Raw genomic sequence first — 22,962 nt, forward strand, 5'->3', positions numbered from 1 at the left:
ATTCGTCGGCGTGGGCATACGCCAAAGGCCCGCACGGCGCTTTCAGTTCGCGATTTGCGCATCCAAAAAGCACTGCGCCGAGCCCGATCACAACGCATGTGCGCAACGCCCGTCCCGACAAGTGCTAGCCTCCGCTCTTGCCAAATTCCGCGAACGGATTGACGTTGCGTGGTGTCATCATCTTCTGCACCTGGCTTTGGCGAAGAAGATCCCCCTTCAGCTTCTCATTCAGGGCCGCGACCGCACCGTTCTGGACGCCGATCAGTTCGTTGACCGCGCGCGCGTTTTCCAGCTGCATTCGTGTGTTCTGGTCCACCGAACCCTTGACGTCCTGCGACTGCCCGATCTGCCCGCTCGCGGACTGCAGGGACTGTTGGCGCTGGGTGACGCCCTGCGAGGCCTGCGAGGTCAAAGCGCTTAGCAGCGAGGCCACGTTGACGCTGCCGCCGTAGGCTGAGTTGACGGCGCTCGTCTCTTTGCCGGCGATCTGCTGGAGCTGCTTCACCAGCTGAAGCCCGTTAATCACAGCGCCGGCGATTTTCTGGATTTCGGGCGACAGGCCATCAAACGAAAGCGCACCGCCGTTCAGGATCGATCCGAACGACGGAGCCTGGGCGATCGACATGTTGCCGCCGAGGCCCATTTGTCCGATGCCAAGCGAACCGTCACGACTGCCGCTGAGAGCCTGCAGGATCTCCTCGCTTTTTTTCAGAATATCCTTGTTCGAGTCCATGATGGAGTTGGTGTTGTCCGCATTCTTGCGGGCCACATCGAGATTGGCGCCATCGATGACAGCAATCTGTGCATGGGCCGTGCCTGCCCAAAGCGCCAGACTGGCCGTAATCGTGAATTTCTTCATGTCAGCCTCCTATTGCTGCAAGGAATCGATCACGCTGGCAGCGCCAGCAGGGTCGGGGGTGATGATCATCGAGCGGCTGTCGGCTGAGCTTGCCCCTGCGTTGTCAAGTTCGCATGGTAACCACCGGCCGCGATCGATCTTCAATCGTTCCAGTTCCGCGGGATCGCAAGAGAACGGGTTTGGAGAACCGCTCTTCGGCCGTTGCACCAGCTTGGACGACTGGGATGCCTGAACGTTCTGCATCGACAGAAGTTGAGCCAGCAACGCCGTGAAGTCGCCCGCCTGGGCGAGGTACTGGTTGGTGACATCGGCGTTGATCCCACGAGCGGACGAGTTCAGCTCCCAAGCGTCCTTGTATTCCGTCACCTGGCCAACGGTGCCCGCCAGCGCGTCGATCGCCGCGTCGTTGGCGCCCATCTGCGATGAGCTTGCATCAAGGCCGCCAGCCGCCTTCCTGACCACGCCCATGGCCGCGTGCTGGGCCGTGCCGCCTGCGCCGTCGGCCGTCACAATCGAGAATGGTGGAGGCGCGGCGGCCGGAGCCTTGCCACTCGACACATATTCGTCGAAGTAGCTGTTCCAACGGCCGACACCGCCGGCCCACTGATTTTGCTCGCCTGCGTTCGATCCGTTGTAGAAGGAGGCGAGACAGCTGTAATTCGTCGCCCCGCATTGCTTCACGCCCATTCCGAGATATTTTACACCACCTTCCACATTCTGCTCGTTCACGTCGCGGTCCAGTCCCATGGACTTGCCGGTGCCCTTGGTCAGCTGCATGACGCCTTTGACGCCGGTGTGGCTCCCGGCGCATGTGTCGAAGCGCGATTCCTGATAGGCGACGGAGAGCGCCAGGCCTTCTGGCACGCCGTATTTTTGCGCATAATAGCGGATTAGCTTCACGTTGCCCGCGTCGCGCTGCAATGCGTCGGCCGGCGACCGGCGAAACATCTGTGAGCGGTATTTGTTCGAATAGGTGCAGACGACGCTTTTCTTCTTGTCGGTTTCGTCTTTCTTCGCTTCATCCGACTTGTTGCTGTGCTGCTCGTCCTCTTGCCGCTTGTCGAGGTTCGAATCGTCGATGACCGCGATCTGAGCGACAGCCATGCTCATGCTTCCCCCCGTCGCGAGAGCCACCGCCAGACATGCGCTGCTAAGCGGCTTCGTCATGCTCGTTCTCCCATCCGCAGAAGTATGGCAGCCACACCTCCGGCTCGTCGCCGAAGGTCTCCCGGAGCCGTGCGCATTCCTTGCTGTTGGCTTCGTTCGAGGACAAGACCTTGATGAGATCGGGCATCGCCGACAAATCGAGCTTGGCGACGATCGAGTCGCTGTCGTGCTTGACGAGGAAGGTGCGTGTTTCCTTCGCGGTTCGGCGCACGAACTCGAATTCCTTCGCTGTCAACGAGAAGCGCTCCATGTAGGATTCCTTGCTGGCCTTCGGGTTGGGGAAGAAAATGTTGGTCTTCGTTTGCTCGATCAGCGACGACGAGATGGAGGAATTGACGACGTCTTCCGCCGTCTGCGTGCCAAAGCCGACAACGCCGTTCCGGCGACGAATGGTCTTCAGCGTCTCGTTGATGAAGGCGGCGAAAACCTCGTCGTCCAACAGCTTCCAGCCTTCATCGAGGAAGAGCATGATCGGCGAGCCGTCGATGACGTCTTCCAGACGGTGGAAGATGTAGAGCAACGCCGCCGAGCGCAGCTTTCGGTCGCCCAGGATCTTCGTCATGTCGAACCCGACTACGGGTTTGGAGAAATCAACCAGATCGACGGGATTGTTGAAAAGCCAGCCCTTGTCCTTCGGGTCGAGCCAGGGTTGTATCCGCGCGGCCAGATCATTCATGCCAGGCGTGAGCGAGCCCCGCAGCACTTCCGGCAGCAGGTCGAAGGTCCGCTGTTCGCGCGGAATCTTGTAGATCATGTCGACGGCGGCGTTGATGACGCGCATCTCCGCCACGTCCAGCGCGCCACCTTCCGGCGTCAAAATGTAGATGAGCAAATCTTCCAGGAAAGAACGGTTTTCTGCCGTGTCCTCGAGCTGCAATGGCGCGAACCCTGTCGGCTGGGAAGGTTCCATCACCTCGTAGCGACCGCCGAGCGCTCGAACGAAAATTTCAGCGCCGCGCATATAGTCGAAATATACACATCGCGGCCGTGGCATGATGCGCATGGCCTGCGCCATCAGGAACGACAGCACGACGGTCTTGCCCGAGCCGGTCGGGCCGAACACCGTGAAGTGCCCGACATCGTGAACGTGAAAATTGAAATAGTAGGCCGTCTGGCTGGTCGTTTCGAGCAAAGCGATGGGGCGTTTCCAATGCAGCCGCTCACGTTGGCCGGACGGGAAATTGTGTCCTGAGAAAAGACCGGCGAAGTTAAGCGACGAGATCAATGCACGTCGCGCGATGTAGCTGAAATTTCCCGGCAACTGCGCCCAAAAGGCCAGTTCCGTGTTCAGTGTCTCGCGAACCGGCACGATCGACATGCGCGAAAGCTCGGCCGTGATATCGGATAGCGCACGGTTGAGCCCGGTCATGTCCGGTGCCAACGCCATGACGCTCATGTGATGTTGTCCGAAGACGACTTCGCCGCCGGCCAGCTTGTCGGCGCCGTCGTGGACTGACTCCTCGACCGTCGTGCCCGCCTCGTCGGAACCCTCGACCTGGTTCGCGATGGTGTTGATCCTGCGCATCGCCGTTACACGGTCTTCGATCGCGAAACTCTGCGTCAGGACAAACTCATGTGGCAGGCGCAAGAGACCGTCCAATGAGCCCGGAGCGGTAAACGGTGGGTATTCCTTGATCGACACCATGGCGCCGAGCGTGCCTTCGTCGGGCCCGCGAAGTTCCAGCGCGGATTTGCCGAAAAACAGCTGTCGTGTCGCCAGCACATCGCCAAGGCTCATGCGCGGCAAAGGCATTTCCACGTCGACGCCGCCGGCGAGGATCTTCGCCAAAAATTCCGCAGGCTCGGAAAAGAAGCTGTCGCGGCGCTTCACGACGCCGAGAAGGCGCGCACCATAAGCGGTGAAATCCTTGAGGACGCCGTCGAGAACGTCACGCAGTTCGGCCATCGCCTCTTCGCGGGTTTCTTCGCCCGCCGTACTGATGCGGAACGCATTGAGGGCCTTGTCCACCCAGCCGACGCGGCCGACCATCGGTCGGCGTATGACCGCCAGATACGCCTCGTTGACGAAGAGGTTTTTCGCCCCAAGCTCATCCATGTAGCGGGCGTCGAGCTCGGCCACGAAAGGATTGTCAAAGTCGCCTTCGATCTCCGGCTTCACGTGGCGGCGGATGATCGTTGTGTAGACCGCAAAGCGAGAGGTCGAGAGATTGCGGAACGTCGTGTTGCGGTTGAACATTCGGCTGTTCAACTCGGCCTGGTCCATCGTCTGGAACGGCAGGCCACTGAGCTGGATGACGCCGAGGAGCAAGCCGCTCTTCGTCACAACTAGATTGTCATCGACATGGCGAAGGTAAGGGATGTGCATCGCCGCGGGCTTTTCACGCCGGCGCTCACGGCCAAATTTCAAATCGGCATCGAGGCTCATGGCGAATAGCTCCTTGCGCCCCAAAAAGTGAGGTTCGCCACCGCTCCGCGTTTGGAGACGCGCCGCTCGAAGATATGAAAGATGTAGGGGTCGCGCTGGCACAGATATGCGCTGACCAGATGCACAGCGCCGAACACGCCAAGGCCGAGCATGAAACTGCTCGTGGCAATGAAGCCGATCACCGCCAGGATGCCATTTAGAGCGAAGACCTCATAGCGCACCCCCCATTTCATCGGGGGGCGCGTCAGCGGCAGGCTGATAGGCTCGACATAGACTTCCTCGTCGTCCATGTGTCAGCCGCCTCCTGCAGTGGATCGAACCGCATCCACCAGCTGGGCAGCGCCGAAGATCAGAGCGATGCCGATGATGATGGAAAAAGCCATCATCCACGCCAGTCGGCCCGTCATGGCTAGGAAGCCGAGAAAACATACCGCGATGATGGCGAATGAGCGCGCTATGTTGCCCTGCAGAACTCCGACGAACCACTCCAGCACATTTTCGACTGGTGCCGCCGACTGCGCATACGCAGTGGCTGGCGCGAGAGCAATTCCGACCGCCGAGGCCAAGGCCAGTTTGAGGGCAAATTTGCCCGCTTTTCTGTATTCCACCCTTGGCTCCTTTCAGTTGCCCAAATCCATGACATGACCATCCTGCCAAGCGTCCTCGCTTGCTGCCGGTGCGGCCGCGAGCGTTTCGGATTTGGTCAGGGCGGACTTCTTCACGACACCGCCGAACTTCCAGCGGTTGAGTATTTTCACGATGTATTCCGCCGTCTCCGGATTCACCGGAATACCCTGCGCTTTGTAGACGCTGTTGGGACCGGCGTTGTATGCCGCCAGCATCAGCAGCGGATCCTGGAATTCGTCATAGAGTGACTTCAGATAGCGGAGGCCAGCCCGGACATTTGCCTGTGTATCGCAACGGTCGCTCACCCCTAGATCGGCCGCCGTGCCCGGCATCAACTGCATGATCCCCAGGGCTCCGGCCCTCGAGGGACCCTGACTGGCGCCGAGATCGCTTTCGGCCCATGCAATTGCCTCGGCCAGATCGGCGTCGAACCCTTTCTCTTGCGCGATTGAACGCACAAGTTGGGAGACCTCAGCACGATTTGCGGTCTTACACGCTCCCGGCGTTTGCGCCCCGACCGCGGCAAGGGCTTGCGCCGGCGTTGCAAAGGCGACTGCCACGCGGTCTGATGCCATGTCCTGGCCGAGCGCATTGAACGGCATCGTGGCGCCACACAGGGTGAGCAGGAGAGCGAATCGAGTGTTCATAGTGTCGCCAAAATTTAACACTTTACTATGGCTACACGCAGCCCTAGTAAAGTGTCAACACGATATCGATTGCAAGGACGGATTTCGATGAAACAGACGGCCCTTTGCACGGTTTTGCTGCTCCAGGGCACCTTGGCTTATGCTGCCGGCGCTGACGCCCCGAGCGCCTTCGCGCAGCCGTCTGAGCAATACCTGCTCCAGTTTGCGAAGCCGGGCGAGAAGGTGTTCGTCTACGAGCGCTACGATGCAAAAGGCGCGCTCTTTCAGCGCGATGCGGTGACCCTCATCTCGCCGGTCAAGGTGCCGTCGGCGACCGAGCGCGTCATCAACGGCGTGACGTATCGACTGCGCGGCCTTCAGGCCTGCCCCAAACCGAAGATTACGTACAAGACGCGGCAATGGGACTGCACGAAGGCCGCGCAGGACTATGAAGAAGGAATCTACAACGATCGTGCATCTGTCGTGCTTTGCAAAACGCTTGTGCTGCAAAGCAGGAAGGGTGAACCCGACGCTGTGTCGTGTTTCTCGCTGGTGGGTGCGGGCAACGCAAACGACCCGTACAACGTCGCCTATGACGATGACGAAATGATTTTTTTCCACATGGCGGCGATCGGACGCAACAGGGACGGCAAGTCGCTGCGCCCCGATCTCGAGCATTCCGCCGACCTCGGTGGACAGTTCCAGGAATGAAGCAGGCGAGCATCGCAGTGCTGGCCGCACTTGGTTTTTGCGCATCGGCACAGGCCCAGGATCTATCCGAGTCTGTCGTGCCAAGGCCCTTCGCGGTATCGAAATCGGCTCAACTGCTGACCGGAGATACCTGGCGTGACGGAGATGACCTTTTCCGCCTCTATGGCGTCCAGTCATGTATTCGAGGCACGTCAGCTGAGGAGCCAAATGGTAACAAAATCGACTGCGGGAATACCTCGCTTGCGCACCTTGCTGCGCTATTCGATAGCGCGGCGGTTACATGCCAGCCAGTCGGCTACGCCCTGGACAAGGCGGTTTTTGTCGTGTGCGGTGCGCAGTTGAATGGCGAAACAATCGACGTTGGCACAGCGCTCATAGCAACCGGATACGCGTTTGCCGCAACGACAGCAAAGGGCAAAGCCGTCAATGAGAACTACCTCGTCGCGGAAATCAACGCTAAGATGAAACGTGCAGGTTTATGGGCCACGACGTTTCAGCATCCTGTGCAACTGCTGCTGAGCCAAGGGTTGGAGAGACAACAATGAAACAAGACGATGAAGCGCAAAAATATTACTATCCCGTCGAAGGACGCACCGACGGCGCCATCGGCGATGCTATCGCATTCATGGCGATCATATTGGTGCCGGCAGGACTCTATGCGGCCTGGAATACCGTGGCCTCATGGATTTCAGCGCTCTTCTCCTAGGACTGCAGTTTCGTGAAAGAACCGAGCAACGCGCGCCAATCGTCGACATCAATCTCGCACCAGCCATGAGCCGTCAGCCGTTGGAAGTAAGCAGCCTTCATTCTCATTTCCGCGATAGTTGCTACTGGAGCAATGGCAGCACGCCTTCGCACCGTGGCCTCCTCCGCCATGACCGCGTCCAGCCTTTGACCCAGCAAGATAGCGTCCGTGCCCTCGGCCTGCATCGCTCGCTTGCCGAGACGTTCAAGCTCAGCGAGGCTCTGACGATGTTCCGCAATCAGTTTTGCGACGTCTTCAGCCGCTTCCATCTGTCCATTGCTGCAGACCTGTTGAATAGGCATCGTCCTCGCCCTGGCGTACATCGGTTCACATACTGGTAGCTCGGGAGGTGAGGAAAAATAGGGATGACACCATCCCTTTTTTGAAGCGACCAATTCTGAGAGACAGGAGCGGTGGGCGCCTGCGTAGAGGGATTGGCTTCCAATGTTTCGTGCCCTGGTGGTCGAAGACCAGACACTTATGCGTCTGGCACTGATGAACGAAGTGCAAGCAAGCTTCGAAGAATGCATTGTCCTGGGCGCGGAGACGCTGAACATCGCGACCGCCGAGCTTCAAAACAATCATTTCGATCTTGTCGTGATCGATCCTGGCTTGCCCGGTTTTGATCCCACCTCACAAGGCGACCGCGTCGCTGTCGTCGACAAGATCATCGAGGCTTCACCCAGTGCAATCCATGTTGTCGTCACCGGTTCTGACAACCGTTGCGAGGCGGATGGCTTCCGGCAAATCGGCGCTGCCGCGTATCTCGGCAAGACCGGGCTTGCGCCCGGCGTGTTCAGCGACGTGCTGGACGATATTTCCACCAAGGGATTCTCGTTGCGCCTGTCGCGGGTTGTCATGACCAAACCCGATTACCGCTTTTCTGTTCTTACACCGCGCGAACAGGAGGCCATCGACATGATGGCGCATCGCGAACCCGGCGTGAAACGCAAGGAGATCTTTTCGCTCATGGCCGATCGGCTCGCCATTGATGCCGGCTCGGCCGAGAAATACTACAAACAGGCTCGCGCCAAGCTCATGCGGCAAGGCCATCCGCTCCCACGGGGGCTATGATCGCCATGGCCTCTCTAACCGTGCATGGAATCAAAGTTCCCGTGGAACCGCAGGATGTCTCGCCGGTCATCTGGCGAGCGCTTCAAAGCCAGAGTTATGAGGCGAAGGAAGCGAAGTGGATCTTCAGAGCCGTCAAGGCGCGCGATCGCGTACTGGAACTAGGGTCCGGTATCGGCATCATCACCGCACTGATCGCGAAAATCCCCGGCGTTCAGGTGTGGGCTTTTGAAGCAAATCCCGCAACAGCGGAACTAGCGAAGCGCGTGATAGCGGCCAACGATCTCGACAATGTCACATATTCCCAGGGTATCCTCACAGCAGGCCCGCCGCGGTCCTTCACCTTCTACGTTCGCCGAGACCTTTGGATGTCTTCTACGGACAAAGACCAAGGACCATATGAGCGCGAACTTTCGATCCTCTCGGCCGACGTCGATCGTTTCATCACCGATCATCGAATAAACGCCCTCGTCATGGACATTGAAGGAGCTGAGAAAGAACTTCTGCAGGATGCCGAGCTGCCCGGCGTCGAGCGCATCTTTCTTGAGCTGCACGACCACCTCTATGGCCTTGACGGCATCCGCAACATCACCCTTGCCCTAGCAGAAAAGGGATTTGCCTACGATCCGCGGGGCTCCGGAGGACCTTGCGTGCTCTTCGCCAAGAACGATGGCCCCCGCGAATACGAGGATGTGGAAGATGTTGCGTAATGCTCTCGCCGTCATGTTTGCCCTGTCCCTTCCGCTCGCCAGCGCCGCCGAGGAAATTCCCCTCGATCCCAACGAAGTGTCGGTTCAAGACGCCAGCGGCAAGACCGTCGCCATCTTTTCGGTAAAGCAGCTGCGGGCAGAGTTTCCGCAACAGACCTATGACACGCGTACGCCTTGGACGAGCGACAACGAGAAGATCGAATATCGTGGGCCACTGCTTGCAAATGTGCTTGCCAAGGCCGGAATCACCGCCGCGCAGGAGGTGAAAGTTGTCGCCTATGACAACTTCGTTTCCGATATTCATATGGACGAAATCCGGTCCTATAATCCGATCCTGGCGATCGAGCGTCGTTGCAACGAGAACGACAAGGCCGGTTCACATTGCCTGCCGGGTCAGGATTTCCGCCCGATCAGCATGGTAGAGAAAGGCCCCATCTTCATCGTTTGGCCCTTCGACCAGCTGCCCGCCTCCTACGTTCCCGCAAGAAACTCGATCTGGGTATTTTTCCCAGTCATCCTGCGCGCCACGCAATGAAGTTCTTCAACGGCCGTTTGTTCACTGTTCTGCCGTATCTCGGTATGGCTGCGGCGCTTGGCCTGAGTGCGTGGACGTTCATCCAATCGAACCGCTACCGTCAGGAGACTGATGCCATCCTCAATCAGACCTTCGAGATTCAGTGGCGCGCGGCACAGATTCGCGAGCGTCTTTTGCGAGTCTATGGTTATCTTCGCATCGCCGACGAGACGGGCAAGCTTGATGCGGACATCGATCGACAAATGGCGCTGGTGAGCGTCAACGTCGCGCAGTTGGAAAACGTGCCCTATCTGAACCGCTTTTTTCCCGACCATGACGCCGAACTCCTGGGCCGGATTCGCCTGACCCTCGAACAGAAAATTGCACCTCTTGTGTCAGCGCGTAGAAACTACACCCAAGCCATTGCCGAGATGGCCAAGCTGGAACAGTCAATTTACGAGATTTCCAGCTCTACCGTTGATCACAGCGCCACCTTGCAGCAGACCGCCAGCATCGACATTGCGGCCTCGCGCAACTGGTTCATCTTTGCCATCGCACTTGGCCTGGGTGCTACCTTCTATCTCGTTGTCCATCAGCGCTATGCTTTGGCCATTCGCCGTGACCAGCATATGCGCTCGTTCGCTTCGCTCTTTGCGCATATGACCCGATCGCGGGTTACAGCCTTGAGGCTGTTCCTTGAGCACGCACAACCAGACAAGCAGCCGAGCGGCGAAATGCTTGAGGCTGCGCGCAGTGCTGCTACCGAACTGGAATCGATCACCAACAGTGTGCTTCAGATCGCCTATGCGCCACAAGATTCCAGCACTATGTCGCTCGGCCCACTCCTCGAGGATCTCGCGCACGATCGCAGCAGTTTGGTGCAAGTTTCGGTCGATTCCAAAGCGCGTGTGCAACCTGTTCCGGCGGCGCCGTTACGGTTGGTGGTGAATGAGCTGATAGAAAACGCTCTGGCCGCTTCGTCGAGCGCCAAAAACGCCCGAGTTCTCATCTCCGCGACAGTCAAGCGGCGCCCCTTTTTCCCGCGCACTTACCTCGTGCTTGAAGTGGCCGACGAGGGCTCAGGCATGCCACCTGCAATCGTTGCAAAAGCAACTACTCCCTTCTTTTCAACGCGAGCCGGGAATCATACTGGCCTTGGCCTGACCGCATGTTCTCAGATGGTTTCGACGCTGAACGGAATGCTCATCATCAAGAGTGCTCATGGTGTCGGCACAACTGTACAGGTCAGAATTCCCCTGGCTTCCGCCGCAGCCACTTTTTGGCAATCGTGCCGCAGGTACGGGCGAACAAAGGAACACTCGTGGGGCGGCTAGCTGTGAGCTCTCAGCTCTGCTCCATTTTCACCTGAATTGCACCGGTATGCGCTATCACGGCGAAAACCTGCCAGCCATTCGGTGTAGCCCAGCTTAGACGGATGATGACGCTGGAAGTTTACGGCTCTCTGAAATGAGAATCTACGCCTCCGGGGGCGTCAGAAACAGGTAGATCAGTTGATGGCGGGACCTTATCGGAAAAGAGGAAGGTCGCTGGATCAAGTTTCAACGCCTTGGCGATCGCCGCAATTGTGTCGACGCTGATATTGCCGCTTGCGCGTTCCAATTTCATGAATGTCGCCTCCGCCACGCCTATGAGCTCGGCCATCTCATAGCGGAGCAAAGTGCGTTGTTTTCGCTCAATGTCGATGATGTGCGCCAGACGCATGCGGATTGCATTTTCGTCCAACTGACGCGCCCATTCGGGAAGTTTTTTCCCGCCGGAGAGCAGTTCTGCGACAGGCACTTGCAGGCCGTTTGCCATGATCTGCAGCGTCGTCAATGTGACATTATTTTTCTGCCGAACGGTCTGGATGTAGGTTCGGTAAGCGAGCCCTTCGCCTTCAAGGGTGCGGAACAGCTCGGCCATGTGCATATGGGATAGGCCACGCTTGGCTCTCTCCCGCTCCAGCACGGTCGCAATGTTGACACGCAACGGGTTGTCGACCACGCCCGCGATGTCTCGTTTCATAAATCGATGTAGTCGCACAACCTGCCTTCTCGATCTGTCCTTTTTAGCGCGGATGATCCATAGTAAAGTACCAGAATCCACAGCGAGGAAAAGGCTATGATCGTACTGAAATATCTCTTGGTGGGTGCCGCCGCCGTCGCGGGCGCCGCGGCTCTTCCATCCCAATCACAGGCATCGGAATGGGGCTGTCAGGTTCTCCTCTGTCTGTCCGGTGACTGGCAGGGCACTCCTTCTTGCCACCCGCCAATCTACAAGTTGATTGCGGCGATGAAAGCACCGGGTTTTAACTGGCCGACCTGTCCACAAGCCAACTCCAGCGCCGCGAGATTCGAGAAGTATGAGGATTGTCCAGCTGGCTGGCAAGCAGCTGGCAGCTACGACTCCGACCGGCCAGGAATGAGGCAAGAACGGAACATCTGTCGTATCAGCTCCGACAGGTTCACGCTGCCCGTCACTTTCACGAATAGTCGTCTCGGCCAAGCCCATGACAACGGATCTCGACAGGCCCAGATCGAAATCAACGGCAGGTTGGTGACGGCAAAAATCCAGATCACGGGCAACGATAGAGGGCATTCCCTTGTTAACGGCTCCACCTACTACACCATCTCTCGGTCGATGCGCGGAAAGCCCTGGTTCATCGAGTATGACGACGCGAACGGCCTACGCCAGAAAAGCTGGTTCAATCTCAACGTGCCATAAGCCAGGTGATCACGCAGGACGAGTCGCCATGAGGATCACAAGACGTCTCTGTTCGGTCCATTCACGCCGACGACAGCGATGGCTTCGAAAGGTCAAATGCGAATACTGGATCAGGGAAGGGTAATAAGTGTTGAAGGCGCTTCTCCTGTCGACTGCGATAATGATCACATGGGCAGTCTCGACGGCGGCTGGTCAGAGCGACAAGCCGCGATCGAGCGCGGACAATCCGATGTGGCCCGCTTCACTGAAATGGGACTGCAAGACCGCCGCCAAAATCGTGTGTGAGCGTGACGGCAGTTGCACAGTGGCCGAGGACCACACCGGATTTGTGCTGAACTATGGCAGCAACGAAGCTGAGTTCCCGGCTAGCAATGTCAGGATCAAACGGCACTATCAACAGACCGTGCAGGCAAGCCCTTTGCAGCAGGAAGTTAAAGTCGAACTGGCTGACAATCGCGTTCTTTGGCTGACGGCCGTGGATGCCAGCCGCACTTATTCGGAAGCCTGGGTCGGCGCAATGAGCGAGTTAAAGGGCGGCGCGGTACTCATGGAATCCGAGGGCATCTATTGCATGCCGCACAAGTGAGTGAGCCGAGAGGGAAGGGGTGAGTGAGCCGAGAAGGGAACGCGAGCGAAAACCGATATGGTCTGACCTCGAGCGCCAGCCACCGGCGTTTCAGAAAACTCCGGCGTAACCGTCTTCCGGTTCTAGGTGTTTCATCAGCGATCAGGGGTGATCAAAAGTAACATTGACATGAGCGATGAGATTCGATAAGACCTCGATGCGGTGCAACTGCATTCGCTCACTGAAACCAGTGCCAATACTTATAAAGTTGCATAAGATATATTATGGAACAACTCGGCGGTTTTGCCGCTGTTGCTTTTTTCTCTCCTGCCGCAGCTTACGAAGTTGTGGATTCTTTCAGTAAACTGCGGTTATCGGATTTTGAACTATGGTGTCAGAGTCGGAAACGACAGCACATCGCGATGCTGTTGGGGGGCGTCCACCGCATCGATTAGGACTGAGCATGAGGGGGAAGGCGGATAGCCGAAGCGTGACAGTGCGATGACCCGAAAGCCCTCGCCAACAGGGCGGCCGCAGGAGCACCAGCATAGCGCCGCCGTCAGGCGATGCGGACCGACAGCCCCCGGCGAAGGGCGCTGATTGATATCGAAATTGAATCAGGTCATTTTATCAGCTGTCATAATCCAAATCGAATTTCTCACGATTTTCAGCGCCCGCCTGGATTTTCTGCATTTAGCTGCGGCAAAGGTCCAGGTGGTGCGGTGGAAGCGCACCACCGGGCATCTTGGACTTGTTTTCATCAGCCACCAGGACTGCTGCATAGCGGCAGGGATGGTTCCAACCTGCTCAGGCGTCGCCAAACCGCGCATCTTTGGTTGGATGCCGAATTCCCTGTGCGACGTTGCCGGATCGACACCAGCCATGGCCGCGACCCAGAGTTGCCACGTCGGAATGGCTAAGCACCTTGCCGTCGCCGGACTTGATAGTTTCGACGACATTGCCCGGCGAACAGTCATTGACCGACCCTTGTCCGTGGTGCCCAGTACGAGAAGACGAGGTTATTGCCCTGTTGGGCAAACCACAGCTCGTTGGCGTCGATACCGGTCCCGAAGTCCAGCTCGTCATTGTCGGGGAAGGAGCCGGATTCGACAATCGTATCCGACCCGTCCTTTATACGTTCCAACTTCGAGTGCCTGTTTTGTGCGGTCTCCGGCCCTCGTTTGTCGACGACGAGAGTTCTATGTACCGGCCAATCGAGCGAAGATAGGCAACGATCTCCGGTAGCAGGTGATCACGATCGCCAAACTCTTCTACGATTCTTCTTACCTTGCGCCAGGGCACCTTCCGGTCAACATCACCTGCCGAATAGCCTAACTCACCGATCGCGCAGATGTCGCAGCCAGCCTCGATCATCTTGTCGACGAAGGCGGGAATCTCGCTCGCTTTCATTAGTCGAATGTTGTTGGTCATCGCAGAAATCTCCGTTGTTGGTCGGCATGGAAATTGCGCCGACACTCAAACGTGCTTGAATGCGCTCACCTTCGCTACCTGTGCACTTGCACAGGTTGTAGGGTCTCAGGCCTGCCGATGGCGCCGGATCGAACGTTCCTGCGCATTTGTTCATCGTTGGCACCCCGGGCACTCAACCGTGTTGCTAGAACAGCCCACCTGCTCCCTTCCAGCAAGGCAGCACTGGCCACCGGAACGCTCCCCTTGCGCGCACTGAAAGGCGATGCCGGCGCTCAGGCAGTCGGAGTCAGTCATGCCGAGGCGCCATTTCCTTTTCCTCGCAAGTCGCTCGAGCCGCACGCCTCTTTTCGCTCTGGAGTCCAATAGGTTGGGCCGAGGTTTGCTCAATCGAGGGGATCGGCGCCTTTCCATTTAGCTATAGGCTAAGAAAAGCTCCTTAGATCCCGCAGTCAGGAGTCCACCAATCGGTCGAGATGGCTGCGAACCGCGTTGCGGGCGGGATTGGGTGCTCTGACGATCGATACCCCACACCTGCGCCATTTCTTCTTCGATGGCATTATCGCCCCCCCGTATAGCTAAGTGGTGTGGACAAACCTGATCCACACGACCTAGCGCGATTTGGAGCCACCCGGCCTGGGACCTGGCGGCCGCCACTGGCTCTACGCCGCCAAAATCGGGGCCGGTTCCGCGCGTCCGCATCGAATGACGCCGGTCAGAGGTGATCTCGGAACGGGGTGTGCTCGGCATTTATGATCCGACCGAGCGCCAGCGAGTGATCGCCGGCGGGCTGGACGGCGGCATCATGTCAGGGGACTTTGGCCTCCGCGCGCGTGATGATGGCCGGCATCTCGGAGGCATGCGACGCCGCGCGCGAGGAATGCCGAGACCTCGGCGTCGAAGTCGACCGGTTCAGTCACCGTGGGGGGAAATCCTCGCCACTCCCCCGATCATCCCCGATTTAATTCAAATTTGTCTGTAGTTATTGACGATTGCGCGACCTTCACCTCGTAGACGGCAATGCGGGTGGTTAGAGAGGGTCCTATGACAAGCAATTTTTCCGCCGCCCGAGTGCATTTAGATCGAGCGTATGACTACCTTTGTGGCGATGACCCGATGAGTCGAAGGGGACGCGAAGCCTTGGACTTGTTGATTGAGGCGGTTGCCGTCGAAGAGTTCAAGCAGCCACGCCAAAACGCGGAGGTGCTAAGGTTTCCGATTGGGCGCCGCTTCTGAGGCAATCTCCACGGCCGCCATGTAGCCTCAGGTGAGGCGCTCGCCGGACGGTTGCGCCGCCACTATGAACCATGGTGAACAAATCCTCCCAAAACGCCAAGAAGCCCGCGCCGCATGAGCCGAGGCGGGCAATAGAAAATGGGGGGCCCAAGCGCGCGTCCATGAAACAGCGCCGCAGGTAAAATTCAGCAGAATGTCCATCTTGGCGCCTTCAGCAGCGTTTGGCCGCCGAAGTTGCTGATGCCGAGCGCGGGCGCATAGACGAGGCGCACGTCCTCAATTTCGAGCTTCTGCAGGAGATAGTAGGAGGCGCCGCCATAACAGGCCCCTACGTCGCAACGGCGATTGGGCTGTCCTTCACATGCGGCGATCAGGCCCTTTTTGTTCGTGGCGAGCCGCTCATAGCGGGCAAACTGGTTCAGCTTGTCCGAGACGCTCTTGAGCATTTCGGCGGTCACATCCCGCATGTCCTCGCTCACATAGATGCGTCTGCCGGGCGCCGCGGGCAATTCCTCACCCAGGCTCTTCGCCAGAAAGCCACCAGAAAGCCGTCTGGGAGATAGTCCTGGCCCTCCTTCCTGTGTTATTGGATGAATTCGAACACGCAGTGATGATTGGTCGCGACCAGCCTTGTGGACTGACGAGGGAGGCGGAGCATCCGCGTCCGATCTCCGACGTCGTTCACGTAAAAGGCTCGGTGCTTCCACGCTCGTTTGCTCTTCGCCCGTCCCTCTTCCGTCTTGACTAGCAGGAGCCTACGGCCTATCTCATTGCCGCGTTAGCACTCGCTTCTGGTGAGTGCTAACCACGCTCCGGCAACGGAGAACCGTTCAACATCCGCACCAGGGAAATCCAAAAATGGCAAAGTCGAATTTCCGGCCGCTGCATGACCGCGTGGTCGTTCGCCGCGTCGAGTCCGAAGCGAAGACCGCCGGCGGGATCATCATCCCCGATACGGCGAAGGAAAAGCCGCAGGAAGGCGAGATCATCGCCGTCGGTTCCGGCGCCCGTGACGAGGTCGGCAAGCTCGTCCCGCTGGACGTCAAGGCCGGCGACCGCATCCTGTTCGGCAAGTGGTCGGGCACCGAAGTCAAGCTCAACGGCGAAGACCTTCTGATCATGAAGGAAGCCGACATCATGGGCGTCATCGGCTGACACGCCGCCGCCTTCATCCGCACCATCCAATCTGAATTTCGGGCGAAGTGCCCAGGAGTAAAAAATGGCTGCCAAAGACGTAAAATTTTCCCGCGATGCCCGTGAGCGCATGCTGCGCGGCGTCAACATCCTCGCCGACGCAGTGAAGGTCACGCTCGGCCCCAAGGGCCGCAACGTCGTCATCGACAAGTCGTTCGGCGCACCGCGCATCACCAAGGACGGCGTCACCGTCGCCAAGGAAATCGAGCTTGAGGACAAGTTCGAAAACATGGGCGCGCAGATGGTCCGAGAAGTTGCTTCGAAGACCAACGACATCGCCGGCGACGGCACCACGACCGCGACCGTTCTGGCGCAGTCGATCGTCCAGGAAGGCCACAAGGCGGTTGCCGCCGGCATGAACCCGATGGACCTGAAGCGCGGCATCGACCTCGCGGTGACCGACGTCGTTGCGACGCTGATCAAGAACGCCAAGAAGATCAAGACCTCGGAAGAGGTTGCCCAGGTCGGCACCATCGCCGGCAACGGCGATGCTTCGGTCGGCTCGATGATCGCCGAAGCGATGCAGAAGGTCGGCAACGAGGGCGTCATCACGGTCGAGGAAGCCAAGACTGCTGAGACCGAACTCGAAGTCGTCGAAGGCATGCAGTTCGACCGCGGCTATCTCTCGCCCTACTTCGTCACCAACGCCGACAAGATGGTGGCGGATCTGGAAGACGCCTACATTCTTCTCCACGAGAAGAAGCTCTCCAACCTGCAGGCCATGCTGCCGATCCTCGAGGCTGTCGTGCAGACCTCGAAGCCGCTGGTCATCATCTCGGAAGACGTGGAAGGCGAGGCTCTGGCCACGCTGGTCGTCAACAAGCTGCGTGGCGGCCTGAAGATCGCCGCCGTCAAGGCGCCGGGCTTCGGTGATCGCCGAAAGGCCATGCTGGAAGACATCGCCATTCTCACCGGTGGCCAGGTCATCTCCGAAGACCTCGGCATCAAGCTCGAGAATGTCGGCCTCAACATGCTCGGCCGCGCCAAGAAGGTGTCGATCTCCAAGGAGAACACCACCATCGTCGACGGCGCCGGCAAGAAGGACGAGATCCAGGGCCGCGTTGCCCAGATCAAGCAGCAGATCGAGGAGACCACCTCGGACTACGACAAGGAGAAGCTGCAGGAACGTCTCGCCAAGCTGGCGGGCGGCGTTGCCGTGATCCGCGTCGGCGGTGCGACGGAAGTCGAAGTCAAGGAAAAGAAGGACCGCGTCGATGACGCCCTCAACGCGACCCGTGCGGCCGTCGAAGAAGGCATCGTTCCCGGCGGCGGCGTCGCCCTGCTGCGCGCTTCGCTGGCCATCACCGTCACCGGCGCTAACTCCGACCAGACCGCCGGCATCGCCATCGTGCGTCGCGCGCTGCAGGCTCCGGCCCGCCAGATCGCGTCCAACGCCGGTGCGGAAGCATCGATCGTTGCCGGCAAGATCCTTGAGAACCAGGGCGCGACCTTCGGTTACAACGCCCAGACCGGCGACTATGGCGACATGATCGCCATGGGCATCGTCGATCCGGTCAAGGTTGTGCGCACGGCTCTGCAGGACGCGGCCTCGGTCGCTGGCCTGCTGGTCACCACCGAAGCCATGATCGCGGAGGCTCCGAAGAAGGAGTCGGCTGGTGGCGGCATGCCGGGTGGTATGCCCGGCGGCGGCATGGGCGGCATGGGCGGCATGGGCTTTTAAAGGTCCTCGCATCTCGACAATTTCGAAGAAAGGGCGGCAAGGAATGCCGCCCTTTCTTCGTGCCCATTGCGCCGGTTGTCGGGGACCCGCAAGCCGGGGTAAATGCCCGCCAAGGGTTGTGCTTATGTTTGGACGGATACTGCCTTTTTTCCTGGGGCTGGCTTTACTGTTGGGCAGCGGCTGCGCGCGCAGCGATGATGGTACGGTGGTTATTCCGCGATCGCTTGATGCGAGGCGATTCTTTGACAAAGAGCCGCCACCCCTGCAGCAGCCACAGATCGAAACCAGCGTGTTTCCGGTTGCGCCACAGGAGCCGGAACGGCTCGAACCGCGCCGTACGGCAAGTCTCAAGACATCAAACAGACGTGCATCGCGGGTCGCAAGTCCTCCGCTCTCCTCTTCCGAGCCGCACAAGCTGCTTGTCTGCAAGAACGTCAGCGAGCCCGGCAAGCGGTACCGTATGGTTTGCGAATAGGGCGCTTGGTTTGGCCAGCGTTCTACCCTCAGAGGGTAGCGGCGCCTTTCCGGATGAGGTTGTCCAGAGCGCCGACCCCCTTCTTTCCCCATGATCTAGTCATTATCATTCTATAATCCCAGCTTCACGCCACAGCACGAATATTGCCGGCGGCAACCATTGCCGGCGGCCCTTCCCGCGCCGCTTGGCTAGCGATCAGAACCGTCTTTGGAGGAAAAGGCCACGCTCGGCCGCGATCGCAACCGCATGCGCCAAACTTTTGGCACCCAGCTTGGCCCGTGCCAGATCAAGATGAAATCGGACCGTGCGAGGGGATAGCAACAGTATCTCTGCCGTCCGTTTGACCTTCTCTCCCCTCGCGTACCATTTCAGGCATTCGATCTCTCTATCGGAGCATACCGTCTGATGGCGTGGCCTTCCTTGGATTCGACCGATAGCATTGTGAAATTCGCCGGCGAGATGCTGGAAGTCGCGAACCTCGGATTTGAGAAACGCCTGCCACGCCGCTGCGTTCTCGTTGCTCGTCACGCTCAGAATGCCGCGGTCGCCGTCGACACCCCTAACTGGGAACGTGACGCCATGCTTTCCGGCCCCATGTTCCCTCGCTTCACCGAAGAATGTCCGCACAGCCTTGTCCGATAGGTCGATCTCCTTCCAATCAACCAATGTCACAGCACGCAGCCCGCAGGGAAGCACGGGATCGATTTCGAAAAAATCCTTCTCGATGTAGCGTTTCACCCAGTCAGGCGAATAGGTGGTCACGTAGAACGGCTTACTCGGTTCCTCATAAACCGGCCTGACGGTAAGAAAGGCCGCCGTCTCCAGGCCGTAACTTTCGACAATTGTGTTCAGAAGGTCCGTTGCGTCCGCAGGAGAGGCAACTGCTCGAATACCCTCAGTCATGTCATCAAAATTTGAGTCAAATTGCGCCATACCCAGCTTACCTCCTTGCTATCGACGTGCCTCTCCAAGCCATTCGCGCGGGCTATTTAACTAGGTTGCTCCTCGCTGGATTCCAGCGTCTCGCGACCTGTCAAAAGTGACAGGCGAAACCGCCAGTATACTTAGGTTGCAACCCCCTTTATTCCAGATTGCATGGCCACAACCGGCGTGGAGGAAACGCCTTGGATACGATCGTACTTTCGTCAAACGATGTGGGTCGGCGGACTAACCCTACGCGTGCCTCGCGCCGTGCATCACATCGGAGTTCCGGAACGACCGACCACGAGGTTTGCCGTTTCTGTTCGGAGCTGGAACAATTAGACGCTGATAGGGATGCTCTCTTTGCTTTGTCCCCTCCACCTCTGCCGGGCAACCCTGCGCAGAGCAAGCAGTTCTTCACAAAGCTGAATGCGATTACGTCTCGCTATTTAGCGCTCGAACAGCGGCTTCGAGAGGCTCGCAGCGACATCAGGCAAGGCTACCCACGAAGCCGCTGAGTTCGTCCAGTCGGATGCCGCTGCATAGCGCGCATTCAGAGTATCAATTGCCTGATGGTACCAGCCCTTGCCGAAATCCAGAAAGTCAGACCGCCCCGCGCCAACTCGACACCGAGGCCCCTACCCGGCCCATCGTGCACCGATCCGGATACGAGCACCCTCCTCCCCTCGCTGGATATGAGTCAGAGACACTTGCACGGCGATTTGCAAGATAGTTTATTGATTCAATGAATCTGAAGAGGAGTGATTCATGGGAACCAGCAATCAACTTTTCGTGCACCTATCGCGGCGTCGACGGCTGCGACCTGGGCCAGACCGCGACGCTGGGAAAGCAGACGTGGCCTTGTCGCCATGGCATGGCTCGTAACCGCCACCTTGAAAAAATGGGTTGTCTGCTCGCCGATCCGGAAAGACGAGGCTATCGTCCGGGCGTTGTGCAACCAGCGAAATGGCCGACGTCGCCGGCGAGAGGCTGAAAGCAGGCGTAGCCGTCACCCTCCCCGATGATCCCGATCGTCGCATCCCCCTCTACGCCCAGATCGGGCGCGAGGCTCGCAAAACCCATCGCGGCATTTCGGCCAGCCCCTTCCCGATGCCTTGGCTCTACCGGAAATCCTCACCTGCGAAACCCATGACCCTCGAGCACGATATGCGTACTTTTCGTCACATCCTCCCCATCGTCGCATCCGCGGCCTTGCTCGCCGGTTGCGCCGGGCGAGTGCCGGATGCTGCACATTCGGTCCCGCGTGGACACGTTTCGGCTACGGACGCCTATTGGAAGCCCGATCGGGTCAGTCGCAGCCGGCAGGAATATGCGCCTGACTGGGGCCGCTTCCCGCCGATCATTACCCAGCGTACCGGCTACCCAACCGAAGCTCAGGCGAATAACGCCTTGCGCCGCTCGCATTGGAGCTCTGTGCCCGTGCGCACGCTCATCACGAAGGAAGGCATCAAGACGATCTCCGTCCCTGCGGAAGCCCCGGACACGATCGCTGCAGGCGTTCGCGTCTTTGCCTGCCGGCCAGGAGCGCTCAATGGCTATACCGGCCGCGTGCAATATTACGACGGCCCCGTCGTCGCCTGCGCTTCCGACCTCCTGTCTGCCGATGGTCGCGTGCTCGCCCGAGTACCCCTCAATTTCTACTACTGGCAGAAGGCTTGGCGCGTCCAAGACCCGAGGCCGTCCTACAAATCCGTCCCGTGGGCTTATCAGGAACCCTCGCCACCCAAGAGCAAGGGCTGGTTCGGCAACCGCTACTAAGCGGCGGCCGTCACACTACCGCGCGTGTCGGCAGGCCAGATGCGCACAGAAGCCGACGGCCCGCGGGTATCGTGCATTCAGGATTCCGGGGGATCGAGCGGTACGCTGCACAGCCTCCCAACACCGTAGCTACTTCACGGTCGAGGTCATCTACCGGTTAGGTTCTGCTCTTCTGCTGGGGGCTCGCATCGCACGAACACCTCCAGCACTTGCGCGATATCTACCCCTGACGGCGATCCGTTGCGCACCATACCCCTCGATACCGCCGAGCGCATGGCTCCAATGACGCAGCATGCCGCGACGAGCGCTGCCAGGGCATCGCCGTCGGTCTCGGTCAATAGCTGCTCCGCCAGCGCCCTCGCTCCTCGCGGAATTTTATCGGCATCTTCACCACCAAGCGACCACTGACGATTTTCTTCTGTCACGGCGACACCTCCCGGACTGTTCGATTTGACCATTGGCGGCCGAGCTGGCGGAGCGGATCTTCGATCGCCGCTGTCAGCACATGAGACAGCCCGATCGCAATCACGATCGAGAGCGTTGCCGTCGCCGGAGCGCCCAGGAATTGGCCAAGGGACCAATTGAACATTGCCAGCACCGGCAGATGGATCAGATAGAGGGCATAGGAGATGTCTCCTAGGTGGCGCAGCATCCGCCCCGGCCAGTTCACAGAACCATTCCGCAAGGTCGCCCTTGTCACGATCCACCCGCACATCAGCGCCAGTGCGGCAGTCGCCACGCCATGTGTCGCCGGCGGCAAGATCGACAGCATGAAGGCCCCGGCCGTCATCCAGAACCCCGCTTCCATGTTACCGATCGCCCGCAGGTGTTCCGCCAGTCGTGGCCATGCGCTTTTGCCCATGGTTGCTCCGATCGCCAGCCCGACCGCGATTGCATCGATGCGGAACGTCCAAAGCGTCCCGCCCCATGGCCGCAGCGTGAACGTCCCGACCACGAGAACGAGTCCGGCCAGCGCGACGAGCGCCCGTCGCGGTAGCAAGAACACCAGGAGCGGAGCCAGTAGATAAAATTGCATCTCGGCGGCGACCGACCAGAATGGCCCAAACGCAAAGGCGTTCCCGCATCCTGTAGCGCCACCGAAACAGGGCGCCCAATGCGCATTCGAGATGAAGGCAAATGCCGCCTTTGCGTCTGCAGGCTCAACGCCGCTTCCCGGGATGATCAACCCGATCGAGAGGAAGGCGCCGACGCACCAGGCTAGCGGCACGATCCGCATAGCACGCCTGACATAGAAAGCGGAGGCCGCCTCGAGCGCTCCGAGCTCGAGCCGCAGGCTTCGCAATGAGCGTTCCACCAGCAGGCCGGAAATCACAAAGAACAAGTCGACCCCGACGCTCCATGCCGGCGCAAACAGCAGAGCGGCGCTCGTCCCGCCCTCTCCGAAGACCGGCCCGACATGCGACAGCACCACCAGCCCGATCGCCAGACCACGCAATTCATCCAGCCCCGATAGGCGAGCTTCTTGGTTCATTCAAATATCACGCTCGACAATCACTGAGACATTGATTTAATCATAATGCAC

General features: G+C 59.0%; 28 protein-coding genes. 13 read left to right on the plus strand and 15 right to left on the minus strand.

The genetic code is table 11. The features are described from left to right. Positions 1 to 124: 124 nt before the first annotated feature. Genes NKH23_RS30545 through NKH23_RS30570 form a run of 6 tightly spaced genes read right to left on the minus strand, consistent with a single transcriptional unit; the run spans position 125 to position 5,686 of the window. Positions 125 to 859, minus strand: a complete 735-nt coding sequence (locus NKH23_RS30545; RefSeq protein WP_353036213.1) for a type IV secretion system protein — start codon at positions 857 to 859, stop codon at positions 125 to 127. 9 nt (positions 860 to 868) lie between these two features. Continuing rightward, positions 869 to 2,026, minus strand: a complete 1,158-nt coding sequence (locus tag NKH23_RS30550) for a transglycosylase SLT domain-containing protein (RefSeq protein WP_353036215.1) — start codon at positions 2,024 to 2,026, stop codon at positions 869 to 871. Further along, entirely contained in the window at positions 2,010 to 4,412 is a 2,403-nt protein-coding gene (locus NKH23_RS30555; protein WP_353036217.1) for a VirB4 family type IV secretion/conjugal transfer ATPase, read from the minus strand. Before NKH23_RS30555 ends, NKH23_RS30550 begins: the two co-directional genes overlap by 17 nt. Beyond that, positions 4,409 to 4,702 (minus strand): VirB3 family type IV secretion system protein, encoded by a 294-nt coding sequence (locus NKH23_RS30560; RefSeq protein WP_353036219.1) that lies wholly within the window; start codon positions 4,700 to 4,702, stop codon positions 4,409 to 4,411. Before NKH23_RS30560 ends, NKH23_RS30555 begins: the two co-directional genes overlap by 4 nt. Before the next feature lie 3 nt (positions 4,703 to 4,705). Then, on the minus strand, positions 4,706 to 5,020 hold the full coding sequence (locus NKH23_RS30565; protein ID WP_353036221.1) for a TrbC/VirB2 family type IV secretion system protein: 315 nt from the start codon (positions 5,018 to 5,020) through the stop codon (positions 4,706 to 4,708). Positions 5,021 to 5,032: 12 nt separating this feature from the next. Beyond that, positions 5,033 to 5,686, minus strand: a complete 654-nt coding sequence (locus tag NKH23_RS30570) for a lytic transglycosylase domain-containing protein (RefSeq protein ID WP_353036223.1) — start codon at positions 5,684 to 5,686, stop codon at positions 5,033 to 5,035. Between the two features lie 87 nt (positions 5,687 to 5,773). Between NKH23_RS30570 and NKH23_RS30575 the strand changes: the two genes are divergently transcribed. The 3 genes from NKH23_RS30575 to NKH23_RS30585 are packed head-to-tail and all read left to right on the plus strand — an operon-like array spanning position 5,774 to position 7,082. Continuing rightward, the gene (locus NKH23_RS30575; protein ID WP_353036225.1) at positions 5,774 to 6,376 is read left to right on the plus strand and encodes a hypothetical protein; all 603 of its coding nucleotides are present in this window, start codon (positions 5,774 to 5,776) and stop codon (positions 6,374 to 6,376) included. Further along, positions 6,373 to 6,921: a thermonuclease family protein gene (locus NKH23_RS30580; protein WP_353036227.1), complete on the plus strand. Its 549-nt coding sequence runs from the start codon at positions 6,373 to 6,375 to the stop codon at positions 6,919 to 6,921. Before NKH23_RS30575 ends, NKH23_RS30580 begins: the two co-directional genes overlap by 4 nt. Further along, positions 6,918 to 7,082: a hypothetical protein gene (locus tag NKH23_RS30585; protein ID WP_353036229.1), complete on the plus strand. Its 165-nt coding sequence runs from the start codon at positions 6,918 to 6,920 to the stop codon at positions 7,080 to 7,082. The genes NKH23_RS30580 and NKH23_RS30585 overlap by 4 nt, the downstream gene beginning before the upstream one ends. Here the strand turns inward: NKH23_RS30585 and NKH23_RS30590 are convergent. Beyond that, complete coding sequence (locus NKH23_RS30590) at positions 7,079 to 7,423, minus strand: SPFH domain-containing protein (protein WP_353036231.1); 345 nt, start codon at positions 7,421 to 7,423, stop codon at positions 7,079 to 7,081. The genes NKH23_RS30585 and NKH23_RS30590 overlap by 4 nt on opposite strands. 142 nt (positions 7,424 to 7,565) lie before the next feature. Between NKH23_RS30590 and NKH23_RS30595 the strand changes: the two genes are divergently transcribed. Genes NKH23_RS30595 through NKH23_RS30610 form a run of 4 tightly spaced genes read left to right on the plus strand, consistent with a single transcriptional unit; the run spans position 7,566 to position 10,750 of the window. After that, positions 7,566 to 8,195 carry a response regulator gene (locus NKH23_RS30595; protein ID WP_352509861.1) on the plus strand — a complete coding sequence of 210 codons (630 nt, stop codon included), beginning with the start codon at positions 7,566 to 7,568 and terminating at the stop codon, positions 8,193 to 8,195. 5 nt (positions 8,196 to 8,200) lie between these two features. After that, a complete protein-coding gene (locus tag NKH23_RS30600) occupies positions 8,201 to 8,902 on the plus strand; it encodes an FkbM family methyltransferase (RefSeq protein ID WP_353036295.1) in 702 nt (233 codons plus the stop codon). After that, entirely contained in the window at positions 8,883 to 9,437 is a 555-nt protein-coding gene (locus NKH23_RS30605) for a putative pterin-binding protein (protein ID WP_353036233.1), read from the plus strand. Before NKH23_RS30600 ends, NKH23_RS30605 begins: the two co-directional genes overlap by 20 nt. After that, positions 9,434 to 10,750, plus strand: a complete 1,317-nt coding sequence (locus NKH23_RS30610; protein ID WP_353036235.1) for a sensor histidine kinase — start codon at positions 9,434 to 9,436, stop codon at positions 10,748 to 10,750. The genes NKH23_RS30605 and NKH23_RS30610 overlap by 4 nt, the downstream gene beginning before the upstream one ends. 118 nt (positions 10,751 to 10,868) lie before the next feature. Here the strand turns inward: NKH23_RS30610 and NKH23_RS30615 are convergent, their stop codons facing one another. Then, entirely contained in the window at positions 10,869 to 11,441 is a 573-nt protein-coding gene (locus NKH23_RS30615; RefSeq protein ID WP_353036237.1) for a helix-turn-helix domain-containing protein, read from the minus strand. A 96-nt stretch (positions 11,442 to 11,537) separates the two neighbouring features. On the opposite strand from NKH23_RS30615, the gene NKH23_RS30620 reads away from it, so the two are divergent. After that, positions 11,538 to 12,140: a hypothetical protein gene (locus NKH23_RS30620; protein WP_353036239.1), complete on the plus strand. Its 603-nt coding sequence runs from the start codon at positions 11,538 to 11,540 to the stop codon at positions 12,138 to 12,140. A gap of 127 nt (positions 12,141 to 12,267) precedes the next feature. Beyond that, positions 12,268 to 12,726 (plus strand): hypothetical protein, encoded by a 459-nt coding sequence (locus NKH23_RS30625; RefSeq protein ID WP_353036241.1) that lies wholly within the window; start codon positions 12,268 to 12,270, stop codon positions 12,724 to 12,726. Positions 12,727 to 13,322: 596 nt separating this feature from the next. Here the strand turns inward: NKH23_RS30625 and NKH23_RS30630 are convergent. The 3 genes from NKH23_RS30630 to NKH23_RS30640 form a co-directional block, all read right to left on the minus strand. Next, positions 13,323 to 13,589 carry a hypothetical protein gene (locus tag NKH23_RS30630; protein ID WP_353036243.1) on the minus strand — a complete coding sequence of 89 codons (267 nt, stop codon included), beginning with the start codon at positions 13,587 to 13,589 and terminating at the stop codon, positions 13,323 to 13,325. An 89-nt stretch (positions 13,590 to 13,678) separates the two neighbouring features. Continuing rightward, positions 13,679 to 13,849 carry a hypothetical protein gene (locus NKH23_RS30635; RefSeq protein ID WP_353036245.1) on the minus strand — a complete coding sequence of 57 codons (171 nt, stop codon included), beginning with the start codon at positions 13,847 to 13,849 and terminating at the stop codon, positions 13,679 to 13,681. Then, positions 13,837 to 14,136 (minus strand): Y4lK-related protein, encoded by a 300-nt coding sequence (locus tag NKH23_RS30640; protein ID WP_353036247.1) that lies wholly within the window; start codon positions 14,134 to 14,136, stop codon positions 13,837 to 13,839. Before NKH23_RS30640 ends, NKH23_RS30635 begins: the two co-directional genes overlap by 13 nt. Before the next feature lie 1,041 nt (positions 14,137 to 15,177). On the opposite strand from NKH23_RS30640, the gene NKH23_RS30645 reads away from it, so the two are divergent. After that, entirely contained in the window at positions 15,178 to 15,369 is a 192-nt protein-coding gene (locus NKH23_RS30645) for a hypothetical protein (RefSeq protein WP_352509872.1), read from the plus strand. 185 nt (positions 15,370 to 15,554) lie between these two features. Here NKH23_RS30645 and NKH23_RS30650 read toward each other — a convergent pair whose 3' ends face one another. Then, positions 15,555 to 16,076, minus strand: a complete 522-nt coding sequence (locus NKH23_RS30650; protein ID WP_353036249.1) for a S46 family peptidase — start codon at positions 16,074 to 16,076, stop codon at positions 15,555 to 15,557. A gap of 151 nt (positions 16,077 to 16,227) precedes the next feature. On the opposite strand from NKH23_RS30650, the gene groES reads away from it, so the two are divergent. After that, positions 16,228 to 16,524 carry a co-chaperone GroES gene (groES, locus tag NKH23_RS30655; RefSeq protein WP_352458515.1) on the plus strand — a complete coding sequence of 99 codons (297 nt, stop codon included), beginning with the start codon at positions 16,228 to 16,230 and terminating at the stop codon, positions 16,522 to 16,524. A 64-nt stretch (positions 16,525 to 16,588) separates the two neighbouring features. Further along, positions 16,589 to 18,244 (plus strand): chaperonin GroEL, encoded by a 1,656-nt coding sequence (gene groL / locus NKH23_RS30660; RefSeq protein ID WP_353036251.1) that lies wholly within the window; start codon positions 16,589 to 16,591, stop codon positions 18,242 to 18,244. A 670-nt stretch (positions 18,245 to 18,914) separates the two neighbouring features. On the opposite strand, the gene NKH23_RS30665 is transcribed toward groL, so the two are convergent. Beyond that, positions 18,915 to 19,652, minus strand: coding sequence for a helix-turn-helix transcriptional regulator (locus NKH23_RS30665; protein WP_353036253.1), 738 nt, complete (start codon positions 19,650 to 19,652; stop codon positions 18,915 to 18,917). A 954-nt stretch (positions 19,653 to 20,606) separates the two neighbouring features. Between NKH23_RS30665 and NKH23_RS30670 the strand changes: the two genes are divergently transcribed. Further along, positions 20,607 to 21,419: a hypothetical protein gene (locus NKH23_RS30670; RefSeq protein WP_353036255.1), complete on the plus strand. Its 813-nt coding sequence runs from the start codon at positions 20,607 to 20,609 to the stop codon at positions 21,417 to 21,419. Positions 21,420 to 21,565: 146 nt separating this feature from the next. Here NKH23_RS30670 and NKH23_RS30675 read toward each other — a convergent pair whose 3' ends face one another. Together NKH23_RS30675 and NKH23_RS30680 are read right to left on the minus strand one after the other, a co-directional pair. Further along, positions 21,566 to 21,844, minus strand: a complete 279-nt coding sequence (locus tag NKH23_RS30675) for a hypothetical protein (RefSeq protein ID WP_353036257.1) — start codon at positions 21,842 to 21,844, stop codon at positions 21,566 to 21,568. Next, entirely contained in the window at positions 21,841 to 22,911 is a 1,071-nt protein-coding gene (locus NKH23_RS30680; protein WP_353036259.1) for an acyltransferase family protein, read from the minus strand. Before NKH23_RS30680 ends, NKH23_RS30675 begins: the two co-directional genes overlap by 4 nt. Between the last annotated feature and the right edge of the window lie 51 nt (positions 22,912 to 22,962).

The organism is Mesorhizobium sp. M1328 (assembly GCF_040318075.1).
In the GTDB taxonomy this organism is placed as follows: domain Bacteria; phylum Pseudomonadota; class Alphaproteobacteria; order Rhizobiales; family Rhizobiaceae; genus Mesorhizobium.

Bases quoted from the DNA above. Each gene is read 5' to 3' on its own strand.
- NKH23_RS30595 (WP_352509861.1), top strand. From the start codon at position 7,566: ATGTTTCGTGCCCTGGTGGTCGAAGACCAGACACTTATGCGTCTGGCA.
- NKH23_RS30600 (WP_353036295.1), top strand. From the start codon at position 8,201: ATGGCCTCTCTAACCGTGCATGGAATCAAAGTTCCCGTGGAACCGCAG.
- NKH23_RS30620 (WP_353036239.1), top strand. From the start codon at position 11,538: ATGATCGTACTGAAATATCTCTTGGTGGGTGCCGCCGCCGTCGCGGGC.
- NKH23_RS30665 (WP_353036253.1), bottom strand. From the start codon at position 19,652: ATGGCGCAATTTGACTCAAATTTTGATGACATGACTGAGGGTATTCGA.
- NKH23_RS30570 (WP_353036223.1), bottom strand. From the start codon at position 5,686: ATGAACACTCGATTCGCTCTCCTGCTCACCCTGTGTGGCGCCACGATG.
- NKH23_RS30630 (WP_353036243.1), bottom strand. From the start codon at position 13,589: ATGGCTGGTGTCGATCCGGCAACGTCGCACAGGGAATTCGGCATCCAA.
- NKH23_RS30615 (WP_353036237.1), bottom strand. From the start codon at position 11,441: ATGAAACGAGACATCGCGGGCGTGGTCGACAACCCGTTGCGTGTCAAC.
- NKH23_RS30575 (WP_353036225.1), top strand. From the start codon at position 5,774: ATGAAACAGACGGCCCTTTGCACGGTTTTGCTGCTCCAGGGCACCTTG.
- groL (WP_353036251.1), top strand. From the start codon at position 16,589: ATGGCTGCCAAAGACGTAAAATTTTCCCGCGATGCCCGTGAGCGCATG.
- NKH23_RS30580 (WP_353036227.1), top strand. From the start codon at position 6,373: ATGAAGCAGGCGAGCATCGCAGTGCTGGCCGCACTTGGTTTTTGCGCA.
- groES (WP_352458515.1), top strand. From the start codon at position 16,228: ATGGCAAAGTCGAATTTCCGGCCGCTGCATGACCGCGTGGTCGTTCGC.
- NKH23_RS30680 (WP_353036259.1), bottom strand. From the start codon at position 22,911: ATGAACCAAGAAGCTCGCCTATCGGGGCTGGATGAATTGCGTGGTCTG.
- NKH23_RS30560 (WP_353036219.1), bottom strand. From the start codon at position 4,702: ATGGACGACGAGGAAGTCTATGTCGAGCCTATCAGCCTGCCGCTGACG.
- NKH23_RS30640 (WP_353036247.1), bottom strand. From the start codon at position 14,136: ATGACCAACAACATTCGACTAATGAAAGCGAGCGAGATTCCCGCCTTC.
- NKH23_RS30545 (WP_353036213.1), bottom strand. From the start codon at position 859: ATGAAGAAATTCACGATTACGGCCAGTCTGGCGCTTTGGGCAGGCACG.
- NKH23_RS30550 (WP_353036215.1), bottom strand. From the start codon at position 2,026: ATGACGAAGCCGCTTAGCAGCGCATGTCTGGCGGTGGCTCTCGCGACG.
- NKH23_RS30670 (WP_353036255.1), top strand. From the start codon at position 20,607: ATGGCCGACGTCGCCGGCGAGAGGCTGAAAGCAGGCGTAGCCGTCACC.
- NKH23_RS30645 (WP_352509872.1), top strand. From the start codon at position 15,178: ATGACAAGCAATTTTTCCGCCGCCCGAGTGCATTTAGATCGAGCGTAT.
- NKH23_RS30590 (WP_353036231.1), bottom strand. From the start codon at position 7,423: ATGCCTATTCAACAGGTCTGCAGCAATGGACAGATGGAAGCGGCTGAA.
- NKH23_RS30605 (WP_353036233.1), top strand. From the start codon at position 8,883: ATGTGGAAGATGTTGCGTAATGCTCTCGCCGTCATGTTTGCCCTGTCC.
- NKH23_RS30610 (WP_353036235.1), top strand. From the start codon at position 9,434: ATGAAGTTCTTCAACGGCCGTTTGTTCACTGTTCTGCCGTATCTCGGT.
- NKH23_RS30585 (WP_353036229.1), top strand. From the start codon at position 6,918: ATGAAACAAGACGATGAAGCGCAAAAATATTACTATCCCGTCGAAGGA.
- NKH23_RS30555 (WP_353036217.1), bottom strand. From the start codon at position 4,412: ATGAGCCTCGATGCCGATTTGAAATTTGGCCGTGAGCGCCGGCGTGAA.